The sequence below is a fragment of the Achromobacter sp. 10T422 genome (assembly GCF_056394065.1).
Genome location: NZ_JBFTHD010000001.1, coordinates 757,915 through 773,600, shown reverse-complemented (window position 1 = coordinate 773,600; position 15,686 = coordinate 757,915). Strand labels below are relative to the sequence as shown.

General features: G+C 63.8%; 20 protein-coding genes. 13 read left to right on the top strand and 7 right to left on the bottom strand.

Features of this window, described 5'->3' with window-relative positions:
* Positions 1 to 8: 8 nt before the first annotated feature.
* Positions 9 to 722, top strand: coding sequence for an aquaporin Z (aqpZ, locus tag AC1DB0_RS03280; protein ID WP_054425086.1), 714 nt, complete (start codon positions 9 to 11; stop codon positions 720 to 722).
* Positions 723 to 795: 73 nt separating this feature from the next.
* Here aqpZ and AC1DB0_RS03275 read toward each other — a convergent pair whose 3' ends face one another.
* Entirely contained in the window at positions 796 to 2,013 is a 1,218-nt protein-coding gene (locus AC1DB0_RS03275) for a DUF1444 domain-containing protein (RefSeq protein ID WP_342065893.1), read from the bottom strand.
* A gap of 275 nt (positions 2,014 to 2,288) precedes the next feature.
* Here AC1DB0_RS03275 and AC1DB0_RS03270 point away from each other — a divergent pair, with 275 nt between their 5' ends.
* From AC1DB0_RS03270 to AC1DB0_RS03260, 3 genes are all read left to right on the top strand, one after another.
* The gene (locus AC1DB0_RS03270; protein ID WP_346550443.1) at positions 2,289 to 2,978 is read left to right on the top strand and encodes an MgtC/SapB family protein; all 690 of its coding nucleotides are present in this window, start codon (positions 2,289 to 2,291) and stop codon (positions 2,976 to 2,978) included.
* A gap of 177 nt (positions 2,979 to 3,155) precedes the next feature.
* Positions 3,156 to 4,013 carry a 3-deoxy-8-phosphooctulonate synthase gene (kdsA, locus tag AC1DB0_RS03265; protein ID WP_054425092.1) on the top strand — a complete coding sequence of 286 codons (858 nt, stop codon included), beginning with the start codon at positions 3,156 to 3,158 and terminating at the stop codon, positions 4,011 to 4,013.
* Positions 4,014 to 4,079: 66 nt separating this feature from the next.
* Positions 4,080 to 4,388, top strand: a complete 309-nt coding sequence (locus tag AC1DB0_RS03260; protein WP_454669282.1) for a carbohydrate isomerase — start codon at positions 4,080 to 4,082, stop codon at positions 4,386 to 4,388.
* On the opposite strand, the gene AC1DB0_RS03255 is transcribed toward AC1DB0_RS03260, so the two are convergent.
* Positions 4,385 to 4,879 carry a GNAT family N-acetyltransferase gene (locus AC1DB0_RS03255; RefSeq protein ID WP_175169287.1) on the bottom strand — a complete coding sequence of 165 codons (495 nt, stop codon included), beginning with the start codon at positions 4,877 to 4,879 and terminating at the stop codon, positions 4,385 to 4,387. The genes AC1DB0_RS03260 and AC1DB0_RS03255 overlap by 4 nt on opposite strands.
* Positions 4,880 to 5,052: 173 nt before the next feature.
* Here AC1DB0_RS03255 and AC1DB0_RS03250 point away from each other — a divergent pair, with 173 nt between their 5' ends.
* Together AC1DB0_RS03250 and AC1DB0_RS03245 are read left to right on the top strand one after the other, a co-directional pair.
* Positions 5,053 to 6,693, top strand: coding sequence for a PqiB family protein (locus tag AC1DB0_RS03250; protein ID WP_476756590.1), 1,641 nt, complete (start codon positions 5,053 to 5,055; stop codon positions 6,691 to 6,693).
* Positions 6,694 to 6,836: 143 nt separating this feature from the next.
* On the top strand, positions 6,837 to 7,094 hold the full coding sequence (locus AC1DB0_RS03245) for a hypothetical protein (RefSeq protein WP_054425097.1): 258 nt from the start codon (positions 6,837 to 6,839) through the stop codon (positions 7,092 to 7,094).
* Between the two features lie 52 nt (positions 7,095 to 7,146).
* Here AC1DB0_RS03245 and AC1DB0_RS03240 read toward each other — a convergent pair whose 3' ends face one another.
* The 3 genes from AC1DB0_RS03240 to AC1DB0_RS03230 form a co-directional block, all read right to left on the bottom strand.
* On the bottom strand, positions 7,147 to 7,455 hold the full coding sequence (locus AC1DB0_RS03240; RefSeq protein WP_175169285.1) for a hypothetical protein: 309 nt from the start codon (positions 7,453 to 7,455) through the stop codon (positions 7,147 to 7,149).
* A 113-nt stretch (positions 7,456 to 7,568) separates the two neighbouring features.
* Positions 7,569 to 9,002: an MFS transporter gene (locus AC1DB0_RS03235; RefSeq protein ID WP_447982034.1), complete on the bottom strand. Its 1,434-nt coding sequence runs from the start codon at positions 9,000 to 9,002 to the stop codon at positions 7,569 to 7,571.
* A gap of 93 nt (positions 9,003 to 9,095) precedes the next feature.
* Positions 9,096 to 9,680, bottom strand: a complete 585-nt coding sequence (locus AC1DB0_RS03230) for a TetR/AcrR family transcriptional regulator (RefSeq protein WP_054425103.1) — start codon at positions 9,678 to 9,680, stop codon at positions 9,096 to 9,098.
* A gap of 95 nt (positions 9,681 to 9,775) precedes the next feature.
* On the opposite strand from AC1DB0_RS03230, the gene AC1DB0_RS03225 reads away from it, so the two are divergent.
* Both AC1DB0_RS03225 and AC1DB0_RS03220 read left to right on the top strand, forming a co-directional pair.
* The gene (locus tag AC1DB0_RS03225; protein ID WP_054425105.1) at positions 9,776 to 10,966 is read left to right on the top strand and encodes an MFS transporter; all 1,191 of its coding nucleotides are present in this window, start codon (positions 9,776 to 9,778) and stop codon (positions 10,964 to 10,966) included.
* 66 nt (positions 10,967 to 11,032) lie between these two features.
* Positions 11,033 to 11,431, top strand: a complete 399-nt coding sequence (locus tag AC1DB0_RS03220; protein ID WP_054425107.1) for a RidA family protein — start codon at positions 11,033 to 11,035, stop codon at positions 11,429 to 11,431.
* Here AC1DB0_RS03220 and AC1DB0_RS03215 read toward each other — a convergent pair.
* The gene (locus tag AC1DB0_RS03215) at positions 11,428 to 12,348 is read right to left on the bottom strand and encodes a LysR family transcriptional regulator (protein ID WP_054425110.1); all 921 of its coding nucleotides are present in this window, start codon (positions 12,346 to 12,348) and stop codon (positions 11,428 to 11,430) included. The two genes, AC1DB0_RS03220 and AC1DB0_RS03215, sit on opposite strands and share 4 nt — an antisense overlap.
* 125 nt (positions 12,349 to 12,473) lie before the next feature.
* On the opposite strand from AC1DB0_RS03215, the gene AC1DB0_RS03210 reads away from it, so the two are divergent.
* From AC1DB0_RS03210 to AC1DB0_RS03200, 3 genes are all read left to right on the top strand, one after another.
* On the top strand, positions 12,474 to 13,619 hold the full coding sequence (locus AC1DB0_RS03210; protein ID WP_476756591.1) for a DSD1 family PLP-dependent enzyme: 1,146 nt from the start codon (positions 12,474 to 12,476) through the stop codon (positions 13,617 to 13,619).
* Positions 13,620 to 13,644: 25 nt separating this feature from the next.
* On the top strand, positions 13,645 to 14,040 hold the full coding sequence (locus tag AC1DB0_RS03205; RefSeq protein WP_476756592.1) for a RidA family protein: 396 nt from the start codon (positions 13,645 to 13,647) through the stop codon (positions 14,038 to 14,040).
* Between the two features lie 63 nt (positions 14,041 to 14,103).
* Positions 14,104 to 14,376 (top strand): hypothetical protein, encoded by a 273-nt coding sequence (locus AC1DB0_RS03200; RefSeq protein WP_054425115.1) that lies wholly within the window; start codon positions 14,104 to 14,106, stop codon positions 14,374 to 14,376.
* A 15-nt stretch (positions 14,377 to 14,391) separates the two neighbouring features.
* Here AC1DB0_RS03200 and AC1DB0_RS03195 read toward each other — a convergent pair whose 3' ends face one another.
* A complete protein-coding gene (locus AC1DB0_RS03195) occupies positions 14,392 to 14,694 on the bottom strand; it encodes a DUF2513 domain-containing protein (protein ID WP_054425587.1) in 303 nt (100 codons plus the stop codon).
* A gap of 120 nt (positions 14,695 to 14,814) precedes the next feature.
* Between AC1DB0_RS03195 and AC1DB0_RS03190 the strand changes: the two genes are divergently transcribed.
* On the top strand, positions 14,815 to 15,213 hold the full coding sequence (locus AC1DB0_RS03190; protein ID WP_054425118.1) for a hypothetical protein: 399 nt from the start codon (positions 14,815 to 14,817) through the stop codon (positions 15,211 to 15,213).
* A gap of 96 nt (positions 15,214 to 15,309) precedes the next feature.
* Complete coding sequence (locus AC1DB0_RS03185) at positions 15,310 to 15,630, top strand: hypothetical protein (protein ID WP_054425120.1); 321 nt, start codon at positions 15,310 to 15,312, stop codon at positions 15,628 to 15,630.
* Positions 15,631 to 15,686 lie beyond the last annotated feature (56 nt).

Sequence of the window (15,686 nt, the reverse complement as noted above, 5' to 3'; positions counted from 1 at the left end):
AGAAGGTCATGGTTTCGCTTTCGAAGCGTTGTGGCGCAGAGTTCTTCGGCACGTTTTGGCTGGTGCTGGGTGGGTGTGGCGCAGCCGTGCTGGCCGCCGGCTTTCCGGAGTTGGGCATTGGCTTTGCAGGCGTCGCGTTGGCCTTCGGCTTGACGGTGCTGACGATGGCGTTTGCCGTCGGCCATATCTCTGGCGGCCACTTCAACCCGGCGGTGACGGTCGGCCTGGTGGCGGGCGGCCGTTTCCCGGCGAAGGAAATCCTGCCCTATGTGATTGCGCAGGTGCTTGGCGCCATTGTGGCGGCGGCGGTGTTGGCGTGCATTGCCAGCGGCAAGCTGGGTTTCGATTTGAAAGGCAGTCACTTCGCGGCCAACGGCTATGGCGCGTATTCGCCGGGCAAGTATTCGATGGTGTCGGCGCTGGTGACCGAAGTGGTGCTGACCGCGGGCTTTTTGTTCGTGATCCTGGGCGCCACGTCCAAGCGGGCGCCCGCAGGTTTTGCGGCGATTCCGATCGGGCTGGCCTTGACTTTGATCCACCTGATCAGCATTCCAGTGACGAATACATCGGTGAATCCGGCGCGTTCGACCGGGCCTGCATTGTTCGTGGGCGGATGGGCGCTAGAACAGTTGTGGCTGTTCTGGTTGGCCCCGATTGCCGGGGCCATCATCGGCGCCATAGCCTATCGTCTAGTCAGCGAACCGGCTGCGGAACGCGGCTGACGACGCACACCAGTGGCGAAGTGCTCAAGGAACTTCAAGGAACTTCAAAGCGCTCACGGCGCTTCAAGGAGCTTCAGGGCACTTCGTCCAATTGCGCGAGCTGTGCGTCTTCCGGAAAGCCTTGCGTGCGGTATCGGACGGGGTAGCCCTTTTCTTCGGCCAGCAACGGCTCCAGCAGATGCGCGGCCTGTTCCCAAGATACAACCCGCACTTCGCCGATATCGTCTTCGGCGTCGGGGCGGACCAACGCCAGCCGGTCCACCTTTGGCAATGAGGTGTCGACACCGCGTGTCCATGACGCGAGCGAGAACGACATCGCCGGATCGTCGTCCGCCGTGAACAGGTTGTAGTTCGCGACGTAGATGTCTGCGCCTTGCTCTTCGTGGATGTGGTCCAGCGCCGCTTTCTGCGCGTCGTACTCGGCCTTTTCCAGCAAGCGGGCCAGATGGGCCAGGCGCTGAGCGAGCCCCGAGTCATCAGGCACATAACGCTGCGCCTGCCGCTCTTCGTAGTGGTACATGTGCGCGCTGACCACGCGGCCGTGTTGCACTGCCTGGTGGCAGAGTTCAACCATGGTGATCAGGCCGGCATCATCGTTGTCGCCGGTGACCAGCAGCACATCGCGCGTGGGCATCATGAACACGGGGCGGCCGCGTACCGGCACGCGTTCAATCATGTCGGGCAACAGCGCGCGGCTGATGTCGTAGCCGTCTGCCCAGGCGCCGCGAAACACCCCCGGCGTCAGTTCTGAAAAATCGTCAGGGGCGTCGCGCAGGTTGTCGACGGCAATGGCCAACGCTTGGTCGAACGTTAACTGCCAGGCGGCTTCGGGGCCATTGGTCAGGGTGGAGATGGCGTCGGGGTGGTCAAGCGCCAACAGCACTACGCAGTCATCGCCAAAGGAAAGAAAGGCAGGGTGGAAGGCCGTGTCGTTGCCTTCGGTGCGCACATGATGCAGGCGGATGTCTTCCAGTGCGCTGCGGCTGCGGATCACGGGGCGAAGCATCGGCCGGGCCTCCGCTGCCTGCTGCGGCGTGGTTTGCGTGCTGCTGGCCAACGCCGAGACGAAGCCTTGCAGCGCGCGCTTTTGTTCCGAGCCGCGCGTGTTGCAGTACGCGTGGTAGGCGTTGTGCAGATTGAAGAACGAGCCTTCGCCCAGCAACAAGCGGAATTCATCGGCCTTGTAGGTGACGTCCCCGTCAAAGCCTTGCCGCCGCGCCGCCGCCACAAACAGCGTGGCGAACTGATCCGGCGAGGGCTTGCGCCGGAACAGCGTATCGAAGAAACCCATTTGCCTGCCTTTGATTCAAATGCGGGACGGCGCAAGCGCCAGTCCGCGACGGGTCATTGTGGACAGGGATGTCCCTGGCGTCCAGCGATAACGCCGCGCGAGGCGGCCCGCGCCGGGGCATGGCCGGGCCAGGCCGGGCCGGGCCGGGTCTAACCTGGCCGGGCCTAACCTGGCCGGGCCTGACCTGGCCGGGCGATAATACGTCGCGGCCGCCAGCCCTTGTTCCTTGCGGCCGTTGATGTTCCAAGAAGAATAAGAAGTACCGGTAGTGATCCATGAGTGAATTCTCCATTGCAATCAATCTCGTCCTGGCCATGCTGTTGGGCGGCGCGGTTGGTGTCGAACGCCAGTGGCGGCAGAACTACGCCGGGATCGTGACGCACGCGTTGGTCTCGCTGGGCGCGGCGGCGTACACCTCATTGCCCGCTTTGTTGGACGCCGGCGCTGACATGCGCCTGGGCAGTCAGGTCGTAACAGGCATCGGCTTTCTCGGGGCCGGCCTGATCATGCGCGATGGCCTGACCATCCGCGGCTTGAGCGCCGCAGCCACCATTTGGGCCACGGGCGCCGTGGGTGTGCTGGCGGGCTACGGCTTCGTGGCCGAGGCCAGCGCGGTGACTGGCCTGATTTTGGTTACCAATGTGCTGCTGCGCCGAGGCGCAAAACTGGTCGACCGGCATGTCCCCGAAGCGGAAACGGAAGAACGCTACTACAACATCGCGCTGACCTGCGCCTCGTCGGACGAGGCCATGGTGCGCGCTGAATTGCTGAACGCCTTGGGCAAGCACAATCTGCGCCTGCGGGGAGTTGAAAGCCAGCAGCGCGACGGCGGCCGCTCGGAAGTGCATGCCGTCGTGTATACGACGCATCAGGAAGACGAGCGGGTTGAAAAGCTGGTCGGCAGCCTGAGCCTGCTGCCTCAGACGTATTCGGCAAGATGGACGTCCGACTCCGGTGACGCCTAGGCGCGGCTAGTACAGGCGTACCCGGCTGTCACCATTACTACCTGCGCCACGGGGTGCTCGGGCGCATGCTGTCCAGCCGGTGAATCCTGAGGGGAACGGGTGCAGGGGATGAAATCGGGACCGGGCAGGTTGTACATTACGCACTGTCCCCGCCTTATTTCTAGGATGCACCCCATCATGACCGCCCCCGAAGTCGTTATTTCCTCGTCGATCCAATGCGCAAACGATCGCCCCTTTGTGCTTTTCGGCGGCATCAATGTGCTGGAATCCCTGGATCTGGCTTTGCGCGCATGCGAGGAATACCAGCGCGTGACGACGAAGCTGGGCATCCCCTACGTGTTCAAGGCGTCGTTCGATAAAGCCAACCGCTCGTCGATTCATTCCTACCGCGGCCCGGGCCTGGAAGCCGGGATGAAGATTTTCGAAGCCGTGAAAAAGGAATTCGGCGTGCCGGTGATTACCGACGTGCACGAACCCTGGCAGGCCGCGCCCGTGGCCGAAGTGGCCGACATCGTTCAGTTGCCGGCCTTCCTGGCAAGGCAGACGGATCTGGTCGTTGCGCTGGCCAAGACGCAGCGCATCGTCAACATCAAAAAGCCCCAGTTTCTTAGCCCGACGCAAATGCTGAACATCGTCGAGAAGTTCACCGAGGCCGGTAACGACAAGCTGATTCTGTGCGACCGCGGCACCAGCTTCGGTTACGACAACCTGGTGGTCGACATGCTGGGCTTTGGCGTGATGAAGAAAGTCACGGGCAACCGCCCGCTGATTTTTGACGTGACGCATGCGCTTCAACAGCGTTCGGCGCTGGACGCCGCATCCGGCGGCCGCCGCGAGCAAGTGGCGGAACTGGCCCGAGCGGGCATGGCGGTGGGCTTGGCTGGCCTGTTCCTGGAAGCCCACCCTGATCCGAAAAACGCCAAGTGCGATGGCCCCAGCGCCTTGCCGCTGGACAAGCTTGAACCCTTCCTGACGCAGCTCAAACAGCTGGATGATCTGGTGAAATCCTTTGCCGCGATTGATATCGAACCGTGACGCTGGCTGTCATGCCGCCTTCGTCAACTTGTTATACGATCCGGGCCAAACATTAGGGAGGCCTGGATGTCTTTGTACGTGATCGTCGCCGTTCGAAAAGAACCCGTCAGCGGCCAAATCGCCTATGTGCGGTGGGGCCAGGCCGAGCCAGGTGTGCCGGGCTGGGTTACCGAACCCGTCACGGCGGCGGCTTCCGAAGTGATCGATGTCATCAAAGACGGGATGGACGTGGAAACGGCCATCAGTGTCGATGGCATGCGCGTGGCGCTGCGTCCGGTGCGGGTACTGGTCGATGGCGACGGACGCGAGCATCTCGCCTCCGTGCCCGTGCCCAGCTCCACGCTGCACACGCTCTTCGACCTGCCCGAGTTTTAAGCGGCGGCGCGGCGCCCTTCGGCGAAATCGCGCAGTGCGCCGTCCGTCAGGCGGTAGCGCACCCATTCATCCAGCGGCCGTGCGCCGATCGATTGGTAAAAATCGATAGCGGGCTGGTTCCAGTCCAGCACGCTCCATTCCAACCGCCCGCAGTCGTTGGCCACCGCTTCCCGGGCCAGGTGGCGCAGCAGGTCGCGTCCGGCGCCGATGCCGCGTTGCTCGGGCGTGATGTACAGGTCTTCCAGATAGATGCCGTTCTTGCCCAACCAGGTGGAATAGCTGTAGAAATAGACGGCGTAGCCAATGGTCTTGCCGTCTACCTCGCACATCAACGCCTTGGCCGGCGCTTCTGGCGCAAACAAGGTGCGGGCGACGTCGTCGGCACTGGCAATCACCTCATGGGCGGCGCGTTCGTAGACGGCCAGTTCAGTGATGAATGCGTAGATCTGGGCCGCGTCCGAGACAGTGGCGGGGCGGATGGCGATATTCACGTTGACTTCCTCCAAAAGGGAAGGCCATGCTACCCGCTAATTTCGGTGTTTGCAGGACGGTGTCCCGGCCCGTTTCCGGGAATTCCCGCACTTGCGCGGGGCAGGCCTCGGCGCGACCCTGACAAGGGAATCCGCCCTCGAGTCCGGACGCGTACACAAAGGGGTTGTCCTCTATGGCTGAGTCTGGTTCTGCCGCAGGTCAAACACCACCGTCCACTGGGCGCAAAGCGCGCCGAGTGTCCTGGATCTGGCTCGTGCCGGTCATTGCTGCTCTGGCGGGATTGTTCCTGGTGGCGCAGGTCTGGTTGAACAAAGGTCCCACGGCCACGATCTACTTTCAGACGGCAGAAGGGCTGGAAGCGGGCAAGACCCAGGTCCGCTACAAGGAAGTCACCATCGGACAGGTCGAGCGCGTTGCGCTGAATACCGAGCGCTCTGGCGTGGTGGTGACCATTCGCGTCGCCAAGGACGCTAGCCACCTGCTGCGGGACGGCACCGTGTTCTGGGTGGTGAAGCCGCGCCTGACGGTAAGCGGTGTGTCTGGCTTGGGAACACTATTGTCGGGGTCGTACATCGGGCTGGACCCGATCGGCAGCAAGGGCAAGGCAGGCGTCAGTCCCGGCCGGAAGACCGAATTCGTCGGCCTTGAACTCCCGCCCGAAGTGGCACAAGACCGGGCCGGCAAGCGCTTTACGTTGCGCGCAAGCGACCTTGGTTCCCTGGATGTGGGCTCCCCCATCTATTACCGTCGCATCGCCGTGGGCCAGGTGGTTGGATACCAACTGGCGAAGGACGGACGGGGCGTTGAGGTGCAAGTGTTCATTGATGCCCCCAACGATGCTTATGTGAACGATGGCACGCGGTTCTGGAACGCCAGCGGCGTGGATTTCAGCGTGGATGCGCGTGGCCTGCAAATGCGGTCGCAGTCGCTGGTGTCGGTGATTGTCGGGGGCGTGGCGTTCGAAACATCAGCCGAGCGCAGCCACACTGCGGCGGCCGCCAATGCGTCGTTCGATCTCTTTCCCAACGAAGAGGCGGCCCGCGCGCAGCCTGATGGCGTACCGGTGCCGATCCGCATGCGATTCGACCAGTCGGTGCGCGGCCTGGTGGTCGGCGCACCCATCGATGCTTATGGCGTGACGATCGGCAAGGTGGATGCGATCAGCCTGGATTTCGATTCCGAGACCAAGCAGTTCTACGCGGTGGTGTCTGCGACGTTGTATCCCGAACGCCTGGGGGGCGAGACATACCAGGAGATCAAGCAATTTGCCGGGACGGATATGAAACACCCTAGCGGCCGGATACTCGCGGCGATGATTGAGCGCGGCACGCGGGCGCAACTGCGCATCGGCAACCTGCTCACGGGCCAGCTGTATGTGGCGATGGTGGAAATTCCGAACGCCAAACCCGTTACGTTCAAGATGGAAGATCGTCCCTTCCTCCCGACGGCGCCCAACAACCTGGATCAATTGCAGCAGCAGTTGAACAACATTCTGGTCAAGCTGGAGAAGGTGCCGTTTGATGAGATCGGGATGGAACTGAGCGGCGCGCTGAAGGGGGCGTCGCGGCTCGTCAAGAGGATGGACTCGCAACTGGCGCCCGAGCTGCAAGCCCTGTTGCGCCAGGCCAACCGTTCGTTGGGCGTGGTGGGCGGTCTGCTCGCGCCCGACGCGGACTTGCCAGCAAATGCCGATACGGCGTTGCGCGAGCTTGGACGAGCGGCGCGGTCCTTGCGCGAACTATCCGATTACTTGCAGACGAATCCCGATTCGCTGCTGCGCGGGCGGGCGCCTGATCCGGCACTGCGCCGGTAGTTTCTGCATTCGATCGGGACGTTTGACCGCAGATTTGGCCTGATAACCGGGCAGCGAGGCGGGTACGGCACTTGCTGAACAACGGGTGCGACCGGCTGCCGGACAACGGGGCGACGGAGCGGTATTCGAGGGGGGACGATCGAATGGACCATAGTGAAATGATGGCGCGCATGATCTCGCAGCCCGTTGCGCCGGGCAAAGTCGACGGCTGGGATGGCATTCTGTCTGCCTACGCGGATTGCTTGTTGCAAGTCCAAGCCAAACTCTCGGATGCCGATGTGACACGCTTCCTGGCGGTTGGCGCCCTGGTGTTTCGCAGCTGCTGTCAGGAAGAGGCCCGGCAACGCTGGACGGCCGAGGAATTGGCCTCCTTTCACCGCAAGCGGCAGTTCGGCGTCTAGATCGGTAGCGGCCGCCGCTGGCGGCCGCGTGGGCTGACGCCCCGCGCCAGCTTCAGTACAGACACTGACTAAGCGCGAACTTGCGGCCAAACGCGTGGACTTCGTCTCCGTCCACCGAGGCCCCAACGTCCCAGTGATTACCGCGGGTCACAAGAAACGATTGACCCGTCAGCGCATGCCGCAGCGCAAACTGCCAGAACGCGGATTCCGACCCCATGGGTTCCAGATCGTGCGGCCCGATCATGAGCCGCGAAGGGCGGGGGGTGGCGCCCATCGTCCATCGCAGCGCAATCGCCATGAAGGCGAAGCGCGCCGATATCGATGATGGTTGAACGCAAAGCACTCGGATCTTATTGCTCATGAACGTCACCTTCTTCAGGTGCCGTCAGCGTAGCAAAGACGCGTGTGACGTTCCATACCGCGTTTGGTGGATTTCGGTGCGTACCTTCGCAGATTTATCGCTACTTCCCGGGCTCAACGTACCGCGGCTGGTGCCCGCGTGACGCGCGGCAGCAGCAGTAATGCCAGCGCCGGCGCCACGGCGAATGCGGCGAACAGCCAGCGCGCCGCCTGCTGCGCGCCAGCGATGCCGCCCGGGTCGGCCAAGCCGGCGCTGTTGGTGATGACGCCCGCCAGCGCGGCCGTTACTGCCGCCGAATAGAGCTGAACGGTGGTGATCGATGACGACGTCAACGTCTCTTCGCCCTGCGGCGCGGCGTTGAACACCTTCGTCAGCAGGTGGGGCCAAGCCAGGCCGATGCCGAATCCCACGCCCGCCAATGCCAGGACAAACGCCGCGAATCCTGCCAGCGAAGTCAGGATGGATGCCTGCGGCGTCATGATGGCAAGCCCCACCAGCGATGCCAGGATCACGACCGGGCTCAGCCACACCAACCGGTTGGCGGCCGCGCCGCTGCGCGTGGCGCTGGGCATGGCGGCAAGCGTCCAGCCCGCCGCCATGGCCGCCGTCATGTAGCCGGCCGTCAGCGGCGTCATGCCGTGGATGACTTGCAGGAAATACGGCACGAAGATTTCGGTGGTGATGGCGGCCACCACCAGGCACATCACCGCATACAGCGCGCCTAGCGGCGCCCGGATCGAATAGGCGCCGGTAGGCAGCAGGCGCTTGCGCGCCCGCGTGTCCACGTAGGCGATCAGCGCGGCAATTCCCAACCCGCCCGCGATCCCCGCCAGGTTCCAGCCCAACTCCGTCGACAGGCTGGCCAGGGTGACGGCCAGCACCGACGCCACCAACAGGCCCAGTGTGCTCAACGGCAACGAGGACGGCGGGGCAGGGGGAACGGACGCACGCCCGCCGACCTTGAACGTCACGATAAGCGCCAGCGCGGCCGCCACGGGCAGCAGCGCCCAGAACGCCAGCCGCCAATGCCCCGTCTGCGCGAAGATGCCGCCGATTGCCGGCCCGCACAACGTCGCCACGCCCCACATGCCTGACACCAGCGCCATGGCGCGCGACCACAATGGCGCGTCAAACACCAGCCGTATCAGCGCGTAGCTCAGCGCAAACAGAATGCCGCCACCCAGACCCTGCACGCTGCGCCCGGCCAGCAACGCGGGCATGCTGGGCGCCAAGGCACAGATGACCGCGCCCAGGGTGAAGACCGCCACGGCCAGCAGATAAGCGGCGCGCGGGCCTACCGTTTCGATCAGCTTGGCTGATAACGCGGACCCAATGATGGACGTCACGACGAACAGTGTGGTGTTCCAGGCGTAGTATTCCAGCCCGCCGATGTCCTGGATAACGCTGGGCAGAATGGTGGTGACGATATAGACGTTGATGGCGTGCAGCGCCACGCCGCCCGCGAGCGCAATGGAGCGCAGGGCGTTTGCTCCGTGCAGCAGGTCAGCCCATGACGCGCTGGGCTCAGGATGGGGGATGGCAGCCAAAACAATCTCCGGGTTTTATTTATACAAGTTAAGTCTTGGATAATACGCGGATTCCGGCCAGTTGATCACCAACGCGCGGATCGCGGTAGGGATTTACCGCCGCAGCAGCCCGCGCAACAACAGATCCACGGCATGCAGCGCGTGTTCAAGACGCGCCTCACCATCCGGAGCGTCCGCAATCCAGAACGCGCTCTCGGTCAGGCTGCCATTGATCAGATGCGCAAGCGCCTGCGGATCGGCCGCGTCGATCACGTGGTCATCCATCAAGCGTTGCAGCAAGCCGCCCAGCGAGGCAATGCACTGTTGCTGCGTCGAGGGCGAGGCGGGTCCGAGCACCGCACGCGCATCCTGCAAGACGATGCGGCGGATCTCGGGTTCAAGCGCCATGCGCAAATAGGCGCGGCAACGTTCGCGCAGCGCCGTCCAGACGTCGGGCGCCTGATCCGAAATCGCGTTCAGCCGTTGATCGATTTCGTCATCGATTTGCGCGGCGACTGCGGCCAGCAAGCCTTTCTTGTCACCGAAATGGTGATACAAAGCCCCTCGCGTCAATCCTGCCGACGCGGTGAAATCGTCCATGGACGTCGCGGCATAGCCGGCTTGCTGAAAGGCAAGGCGGGCGGCGGCCAGCAGTTTGGCCCGGGTGGCTGCGATCATCTCGGCGCGGGAACGCGACATCCAGGTCTCCTATGACATACGGCGCGTAGGTTAATTGACATACGCAATGTATGTGAATACGATTCGGCCGTCTACCCCCGTTTCAAAGGTTATCGGTGCCCAATCCGTATCGCGAGTTGTTCCAGGCGCCTGGCGCTTTAGGTTTTGTGTTGGCTGGCGCCATCGCCCGCCTGCCGTTGCCGATGATCGGCATCGGCATCATTACGATGTTGTCCGAGGTGCGCGGCGCGTACACGCTCGCGGGTGCGGTTGCCGCAACGTTCGCGCTGGCCACGGCGTTGCTGGCGCCGCGGATTTCTCGTCTGGTGGACCGCCACGGCCAGGGGCGGGTGCTGCCGGTGGCGGCCATGGTTTGCGTGCTGGCGCTGATTGGCCTGAGCGCCTGCGTGCATTGGAATGCGCCGGATTGGACTCTGTTTGTCTTTGCCGCCTTGGCAGGCGCCTTGCCCAGCATGCCCGCCATGATCCGCGCGCGCTGGACGGAGATTTTTCGGGATCAGCCTCAGTTGCGCACGGCCTATGCCTTGGAATCGGTGGCGGATGAGCTCAGTTTTATCGTGGGCCCGCCCTTTGCGGTGGGCTTGAGCGTTGCGTTGTTTCCGCAGGCTGGCCCGCTGGCCGCCGCGTTGCTGCTGGCGGTGGGCGTGACCGCATTCGTCCTGCAACGCGCCACTGCGCCCGCCGTGCAGCATCGCGAAGCCGGGCGTGTCGAGTCCGTGCTGCGCATGCCGCCGATGCGTTCGCTGGTGGCCATGATGTCGGCCATGGGCGTCATCGTGGGCACGATCGACGTGTTGAGCGTGGCGTTTGCCCGGGCGCAGGGGGTGCCTGCCGGGGCAAGCCTGATCCTGTCGGCCTATGCCCTGGGTTCCTGCGTGGCGGGCTTGGTGTTTGGGGTGATGAAGTTCCAGATGCCGCTTCCCCGCATGCTGTCCATTGCCGCCGCTGTGACGGCGTTCACGACCTTGCCGTTGCTGCTGGTGAACGACCTGATCACGTTGTCGCTGGGGGTGCTGTTGGCCGGCCTGTCGTTTGCGCCCACCATGATCATCGGGATGGCGCTGGTGGAAACCAGCGTGCCGGGTCAGCGTCTGACCGAAGGCTTGACGTGGCTGGTGACGGGCCTGGGCGCGGGTGTTGCGGCCGGCGCGGCGCTGGCGGGTTGGGTGGTGGACCATTACGGCGTGGGGGCGGGGTTCTGGACCGCCGTCGTGGCCGGCGCTATTGTGCTGCTGGTAGCCGTGGCCGGGGCGCGCGGGGCGGCGGCGGGGCGCGAGGTTTCGTGACACCGCCCGCTCGTTAGAATTCGGGCTCCGGCGCGCTGCGGGGCGCGCCGTTCACAGGAGCACAACATGTCCAGAACCGTCATCAATCCCGATACCGTTTTCAACACCGTCCAGTACGGCTTCAGCCAGGCCGTCATCGTGACGGGGCAGCGCAGGATGCTGCTGTCTGGCCAAGTGGGTGTCGACATCCACGAGCGTACGGTCGGACCCGGCCTGCAAGAGCAAACCGAAGCCGCGCTCGACAACATCGAGCGTGTGCTGGCGGCGGCAGGCGGCAAGATGGCGCAGGTGATCATGCTGCGCATCTACATTTGCGATACGGTCCGTGAAGAGCAGGAAGTCATTGCGCAGGCGCTGCGTGACCGCTTTCCGGCCGACCCGCCGCCTTCGTCGTGGGTCATCGTCAGCGGGCTCTCGTTACCGGAATGGCTGATCGAAATCGAAGCAGAAGCCATGCTGGATTAAGCCGGCTGGGCCTTGTCGCGCCAGGGCGTCGCGGCGAAGGCTTCGCGCAGATGCGCCAGGAAACCTGCGGTGCGCGCAGACAGATCCTGGCGCGATTTCACCAGCGCCACCACATTGGCGTCGGGCAAATTCCAGCCGGCCAGCAAGGGCACCAGCGAGCGTGCCTTCAGATGTTCGGCAACGTCCCATTCCGATCGTGCGACGATGCCGTGGCCAGCCAAGGCCCATTCAAGCGCCGCTGCGCCGGTATTGCTGGACAGCACCGGCGCGATGCGCACGCCCACCGCCGGCCCGCGGCCGCGTTTGAAGCGCCACAAAGTGACGTCCTCGTCGTTTTCGCGCAAGGCGATGCAATCGTGGTCGCGCAGGTCTTCAGGTTTGGCGGGGGCGCCGTGGCGCGCCAGATACGCGGGCGAGGCGCAAAGAATGCGCCGATTCGGCGCCAGCGGATAGGCCACCAGCGTTGAATCCCGCAGCTCGCCGATATGAACCATGACGTCCCAGTTGTCGGTCGCCAGCCGTGGCGGGCCATCGGACAGCGTCAGGCTGGCGGTGACGTTTTCCGCGGTCTTGCGAAAACTGGCGACGAGTCCAGCGACATAGCGCTGGCCGAATCCAAGCGGTGCAATGACACGTAAATGTCCCGCCACCACGCCGCGCCGCCCCGCGAGTTCGTCTGCCAGATCGCCCAGCTCCCCACAGATCTGCCCTGCGCGCAGCGCCAGCAGCCGGCCTTCGTCGGTCAGTGCGGTGCCGCGTCCGGAGCGGTTCACCAGCCTCACCCCCAGACGCTTTTCCAGCGCGTGCAGCCGTTGCGTGACGGCGGGCGGCGTCACATCCAGCGCGCGCGCGGCCTGCGCAAGCGACGGCGTAGCGGCCAAGCTCAGGAAAAAACGCAGGTCATCCGTGGTGATCATTCAGATTGGTATTAAGTGAAAATTAAGTCCACATTAAACACGCAAAGGCGTGGGCGCGCCATACTGCGAACATCCCACGCCGCACTGACCCGGCGTTTCTTGATTTGCCTGAACGAGACATACCCATGACTGCCACCGCCACCCTGGATACGCTGGAAACTCCCTGCCTGTTGCTGGACGAAACCCGCATGACCCGCAATATCGAGCGCCTGAACGCCTTGATGGCCGGCCATGGCGTGCAACTGCGTCCGCATCTGAAGACGCCCAAGTCGATCGAGGTGGCGCGCCGTGTCATGAGCCGCCCGCAGGGGCCTGCCGCAGTGTCCACCTTGCAAGAGGCCGAGCAATTCGCGGACGCTGGCGTCACGGATCTGCTCTATGCCGTCGGCATCGCGCCTGCCAAGCTGGAGCGCGTGCTGGCGCTGCGCCAACGCGGCGTTGACCTGACGGTGGTCGTCGACAGCATCGACGCCGCGCGCGCCGTTGCCGCCCGCGTCAAGGTGGCGGGCGAGGGCATTCCCGCCCTGATCGAGATCGACTGCGACGGCCACCGCGCCGGGGTGCAGCCGGGCAATCACGAACACCTGCTGGCAATTGCGCATGTGCTGAATGACGCTGGCTGCCTGCGCGGCGTGATGACGCATGCGGGCGAATCCTACGGATGCCGCAGCCTTGAAGCCATTGCAGACATGGCCGAACAAGAACGCGCGGCCGCGGTCAGTTGCGCCGACGCGATTCGGCAGGCCGGCTTGCCGTGCCCTGTCGTGAGCGTGGGTTCCACACCCACCGCCCACTTCGCACGCCACCTTGACGGCGTAACGGAGGTGCGCGCGGGCGTGTATGTTTTCTTCGACCTGGTCATGGCGGGCCTTGGCGTATGCGCCGTTGACGACATCGCGGCCACCGTGTTGACCACCGTCATCGGCCATCAGCCCGATAAAGGATGGATTTTGGTGGACGCCGGATGGATGGCCATGTCACGCGACCGCGGCACCGCCAAGCAGCCGGTTGACCAGTTGTATGGTCTGGTGTGCGACGCCCAGGGCAAGCCGTATCCTGATCTTCTTCTGGCGGAAACCAACCAGGAGCAGGGCATCATCAAACTGCGCGCGGGTAGCAATGCAAGCCTGCCTGATCTGCCGATTGGCGCGAAGCTGCGCATCGTGCCCAACCACGCCTGCGCGACCTGCGCCCAGCACGATGCCTACGAGGTCGTGCGTGGCAGCGACCCTGGCGTGGTGGCTCATTGGGAACGTTTCCGCGGCTGGTAAGCCTGGCTCTGAAAAGGACGTCGACATGGACATCATTCGCACTCCCAACGCCACGCCGCCTGCTGGCCACTATTCGCAGGCAGTGCGTGCCAATGGCTTTGTTTTTGTTTCTGGGCAATTGGGCTTTTTGCCCGCCGCAGAGGCGGGGGCGCGGCCCAGTCTTGCCGTCGGTGCAACGGCCCAGACCGAAGCGGCGCTGCGTAGCGTCAAAGCCATTCTCCAGGCCGCTGGCGCGTCCATGGGCTCGGTCGTCAACGTTACCGTGTACATCCCCGACATCGGGCTGTGGGACGAGGTCAATCGGGTCTACGAACGCGCGTTCGGCGATCATCGCCCCGCACGGGCCGTGGTGCCCACGCGCGAATTGCACTATGGCGCGCTGGTCGAAATCAGCGTCGTCGCGGTTGCCGCTCAAGGGTGATGGCAGGCGCGATCCKACGCCTATAATGCGGGCGCCTCAATGCCTTCGGGGGAGCACGTTCGCATGCAGTACGAATATCTGTTCTGGTCCATGGCCGCGATGGTGGCGGCCGCGCTGATCGGCGGCTCGCTTTGTGGCCGCTTGCGCTCGGTCAAGCATGTGCTGATGGGGGTTGCCGCCTTGGCCGCCGCCATTTTCGCCGCGGTGCTGCTGCTGGCGCGGCATGGGGGGTTTAGCGACTTGGCGGCGATGCTGTCCATCGCCGCCTTCATGTTCAGCCTGGTGATCGGCACAGCCGCATCGCTGCTTACGCGGCGCATCCTGCAGCGCCGCTAAGCCCAGGCGTCGGCCTTATTCTTCGGCGTCGAACTCGTCGGCGTCGTCTTCGTCGTCCTCATCCTGTTCCAGGGCGTCGTAGCCCTTCCAGGTGATGCGCCAGCGCGCCGCGCCTGCGTTGGCGGCGGTTTCGCTCACCTGTTTGACCAGACCGGCATCCTCCAGCAGATCCAGGTGGTGCGCAATGACCTGCAAGCCCTGTTCTTCGGGGTGCGGCGCCAAGGCGGCGTTCTTGATGTCGTGCGTGCTCAGGTTGGGGCCGGGCGCGTCGCGCAGGGCGCCCAGAATCGTGACGACCAGGTCGAAATCGCGTTGCATGATATTCACCGTTTTGGAAATAGGTAGGGCGACAATAGCAGAGTTCCGTGGCGCCGATGCGACAGGGCGCAAGGCCGGGTTACAGTCCAAGGTTCTCGACAACAGAACACGTAAAACTCTATGAAGAAACCCGCTGAACGCGATTGCCTCGCGGTGATCCCTGGCTACACGGGCCAGGCCGCCAAGCTCTTCCTGACGCGCGGCGAAGACGAAAGCATCACTGGCGTGACGGTTTATGACCTGCTAGGCCACATCAAGCTGCAAGCTGATGCTGAGGCCGCATCGGCCTGGATCCGCGACTGGCTCGCCCAGGAAGCCGACAACCGCAAGGCCCGCCGCACGCAGTTGCAGGCCCAGATGTTCATCTGCAAGCTGGTCGGCGATGACAAGGCGGCCTTCCTGGCCGCCCAGAAGCCACTCATCCGCGTCCTCACCGACGCCGGGGTGCGCTGCCGTACCGTGGCAGCAACGTCTGGGGCCGCGCGCCAGTCCCTTGGTCCGAATGTCAGGAAGCATTAGCCTAAGGCTGTTATAGTCGCGCCTGGGCGTGAGATTGCACCTGCACGGTGCGTGCGTCCAAGCGGGCTAGACCCCGCAGATCAAGGAAGAGTGAACATGGAAATAGTAAGTCGGCACCTTGCCGACGTGGCGGGCGGCGTCGAGCTGCTCACGACGCTGGATGGCGAGCCCATCAGCGTCTATGTCGTAGTGGGCGTAACCGATCTCAATGCGATCGCGGACATCGTCCCCATCGAAAAAGTCGAAGCTGGAGCGGATATACACGCTTCAAATGTCGACAATGTTGATAATGCGCAAGAACAAATCGACCAAGTCCTGGAAAATATGAATCCCGGCGACGTGGCGGTTTTCCTTTGCTCGGGTTCCGATACTTTTGGTGCGGCGCTCGATCTGTTGGGTTTACCTATCGACGAGTAAGCCTGACGGCAAACCAAAGTGCCGATCTGAACGGTGTATGAAAGACGTACGCGTTT

Bases quoted from the DNA above. Each gene is read 5' to 3' on its own strand.
- aqpZ (WP_054425086.1), top strand. From the start codon at position 9: ATGGTTTCGCTTTCGAAGCGTTGTGGCGCAGAGTTCTTCGGCACGTTT.
- AC1DB0_RS03275 (WP_342065893.1), bottom strand. From the start codon at position 2,013: ATGGGTTTCTTCGATACGCTGTTCCGGCGCAAGCCCTCGCCGGATCAG.
- AC1DB0_RS03270 (WP_346550443.1), top strand. From the start codon at position 2,289: ATGAGTGAATTCTCCATTGCAATCAATCTCGTCCTGGCCATGCTGTTG.
- kdsA (WP_054425092.1), top strand. From the start codon at position 3,156: ATGACCGCCCCCGAAGTCGTTATTTCCTCGTCGATCCAATGCGCAAAC.
- AC1DB0_RS03260 (WP_454669282.1), top strand. From the start codon at position 4,080: ATGTCTTTGTACGTGATCGTCGCCGTTCGAAAAGAACCCGTCAGCGGC.
- AC1DB0_RS03250 (WP_476756590.1), top strand. From the start codon at position 5,053: ATGGCTGAGTCTGGTTCTGCCGCAGGTCAAACACCACCGTCCACTGGG.
- AC1DB0_RS03245 (WP_054425097.1), top strand. From the start codon at position 6,837: ATGGACCATAGTGAAATGATGGCGCGCATGATCTCGCAGCCCGTTGCG.
- AC1DB0_RS03240 (WP_175169285.1), bottom strand. From the start codon at position 7,455: ATGAGCAATAAGATCCGAGTGCTTTGCGTTCAACCATCATCGATATCG.
- AC1DB0_RS03230 (WP_054425103.1), bottom strand. From the start codon at position 9,680: ATGTCGCGTTCCCGCGCCGAGATGATCGCAGCCACCCGGGCCAAACTG.
- AC1DB0_RS03220 (WP_054425107.1), top strand. From the start codon at position 11,033: ATGTCCAGAACCGTCATCAATCCCGATACCGTTTTCAACACCGTCCAG.
- AC1DB0_RS03215 (WP_054425110.1), bottom strand. From the start codon at position 12,348: ATGATCACCACGGATGACCTGCGTTTTTTCCTGAGCTTGGCCGCTACG.
- AC1DB0_RS03210 (WP_476756591.1), top strand. From the start codon at position 12,474: ATGACTGCCACCGCCACCCTGGATACGCTGGAAACTCCCTGCCTGTTG.
- AC1DB0_RS03205 (WP_476756592.1), top strand. From the start codon at position 13,645: ATGGACATCATTCGCACTCCCAACGCCACGCCGCCTGCTGGCCACTAT.
- AC1DB0_RS03200 (WP_054425115.1), top strand. From the start codon at position 14,104: ATGCAGTACGAATATCTGTTCTGGTCCATGGCCGCGATGGTGGCGGCC.
- AC1DB0_RS03195 (WP_054425587.1), bottom strand. From the start codon at position 14,694: ATGCAACGCGATTTCGACCTGGTCGTCACGATTCTGGGCGCCCTGCGC.
- AC1DB0_RS03190 (WP_054425118.1), top strand. From the start codon at position 14,815: ATGAAGAAACCCGCTGAACGCGATTGCCTCGCGGTGATCCCTGGCTAC.
- AC1DB0_RS03185 (WP_054425120.1), top strand. From the start codon at position 15,310: ATGGAAATAGTAAGTCGGCACCTTGCCGACGTGGCGGGCGGCGTCGAG.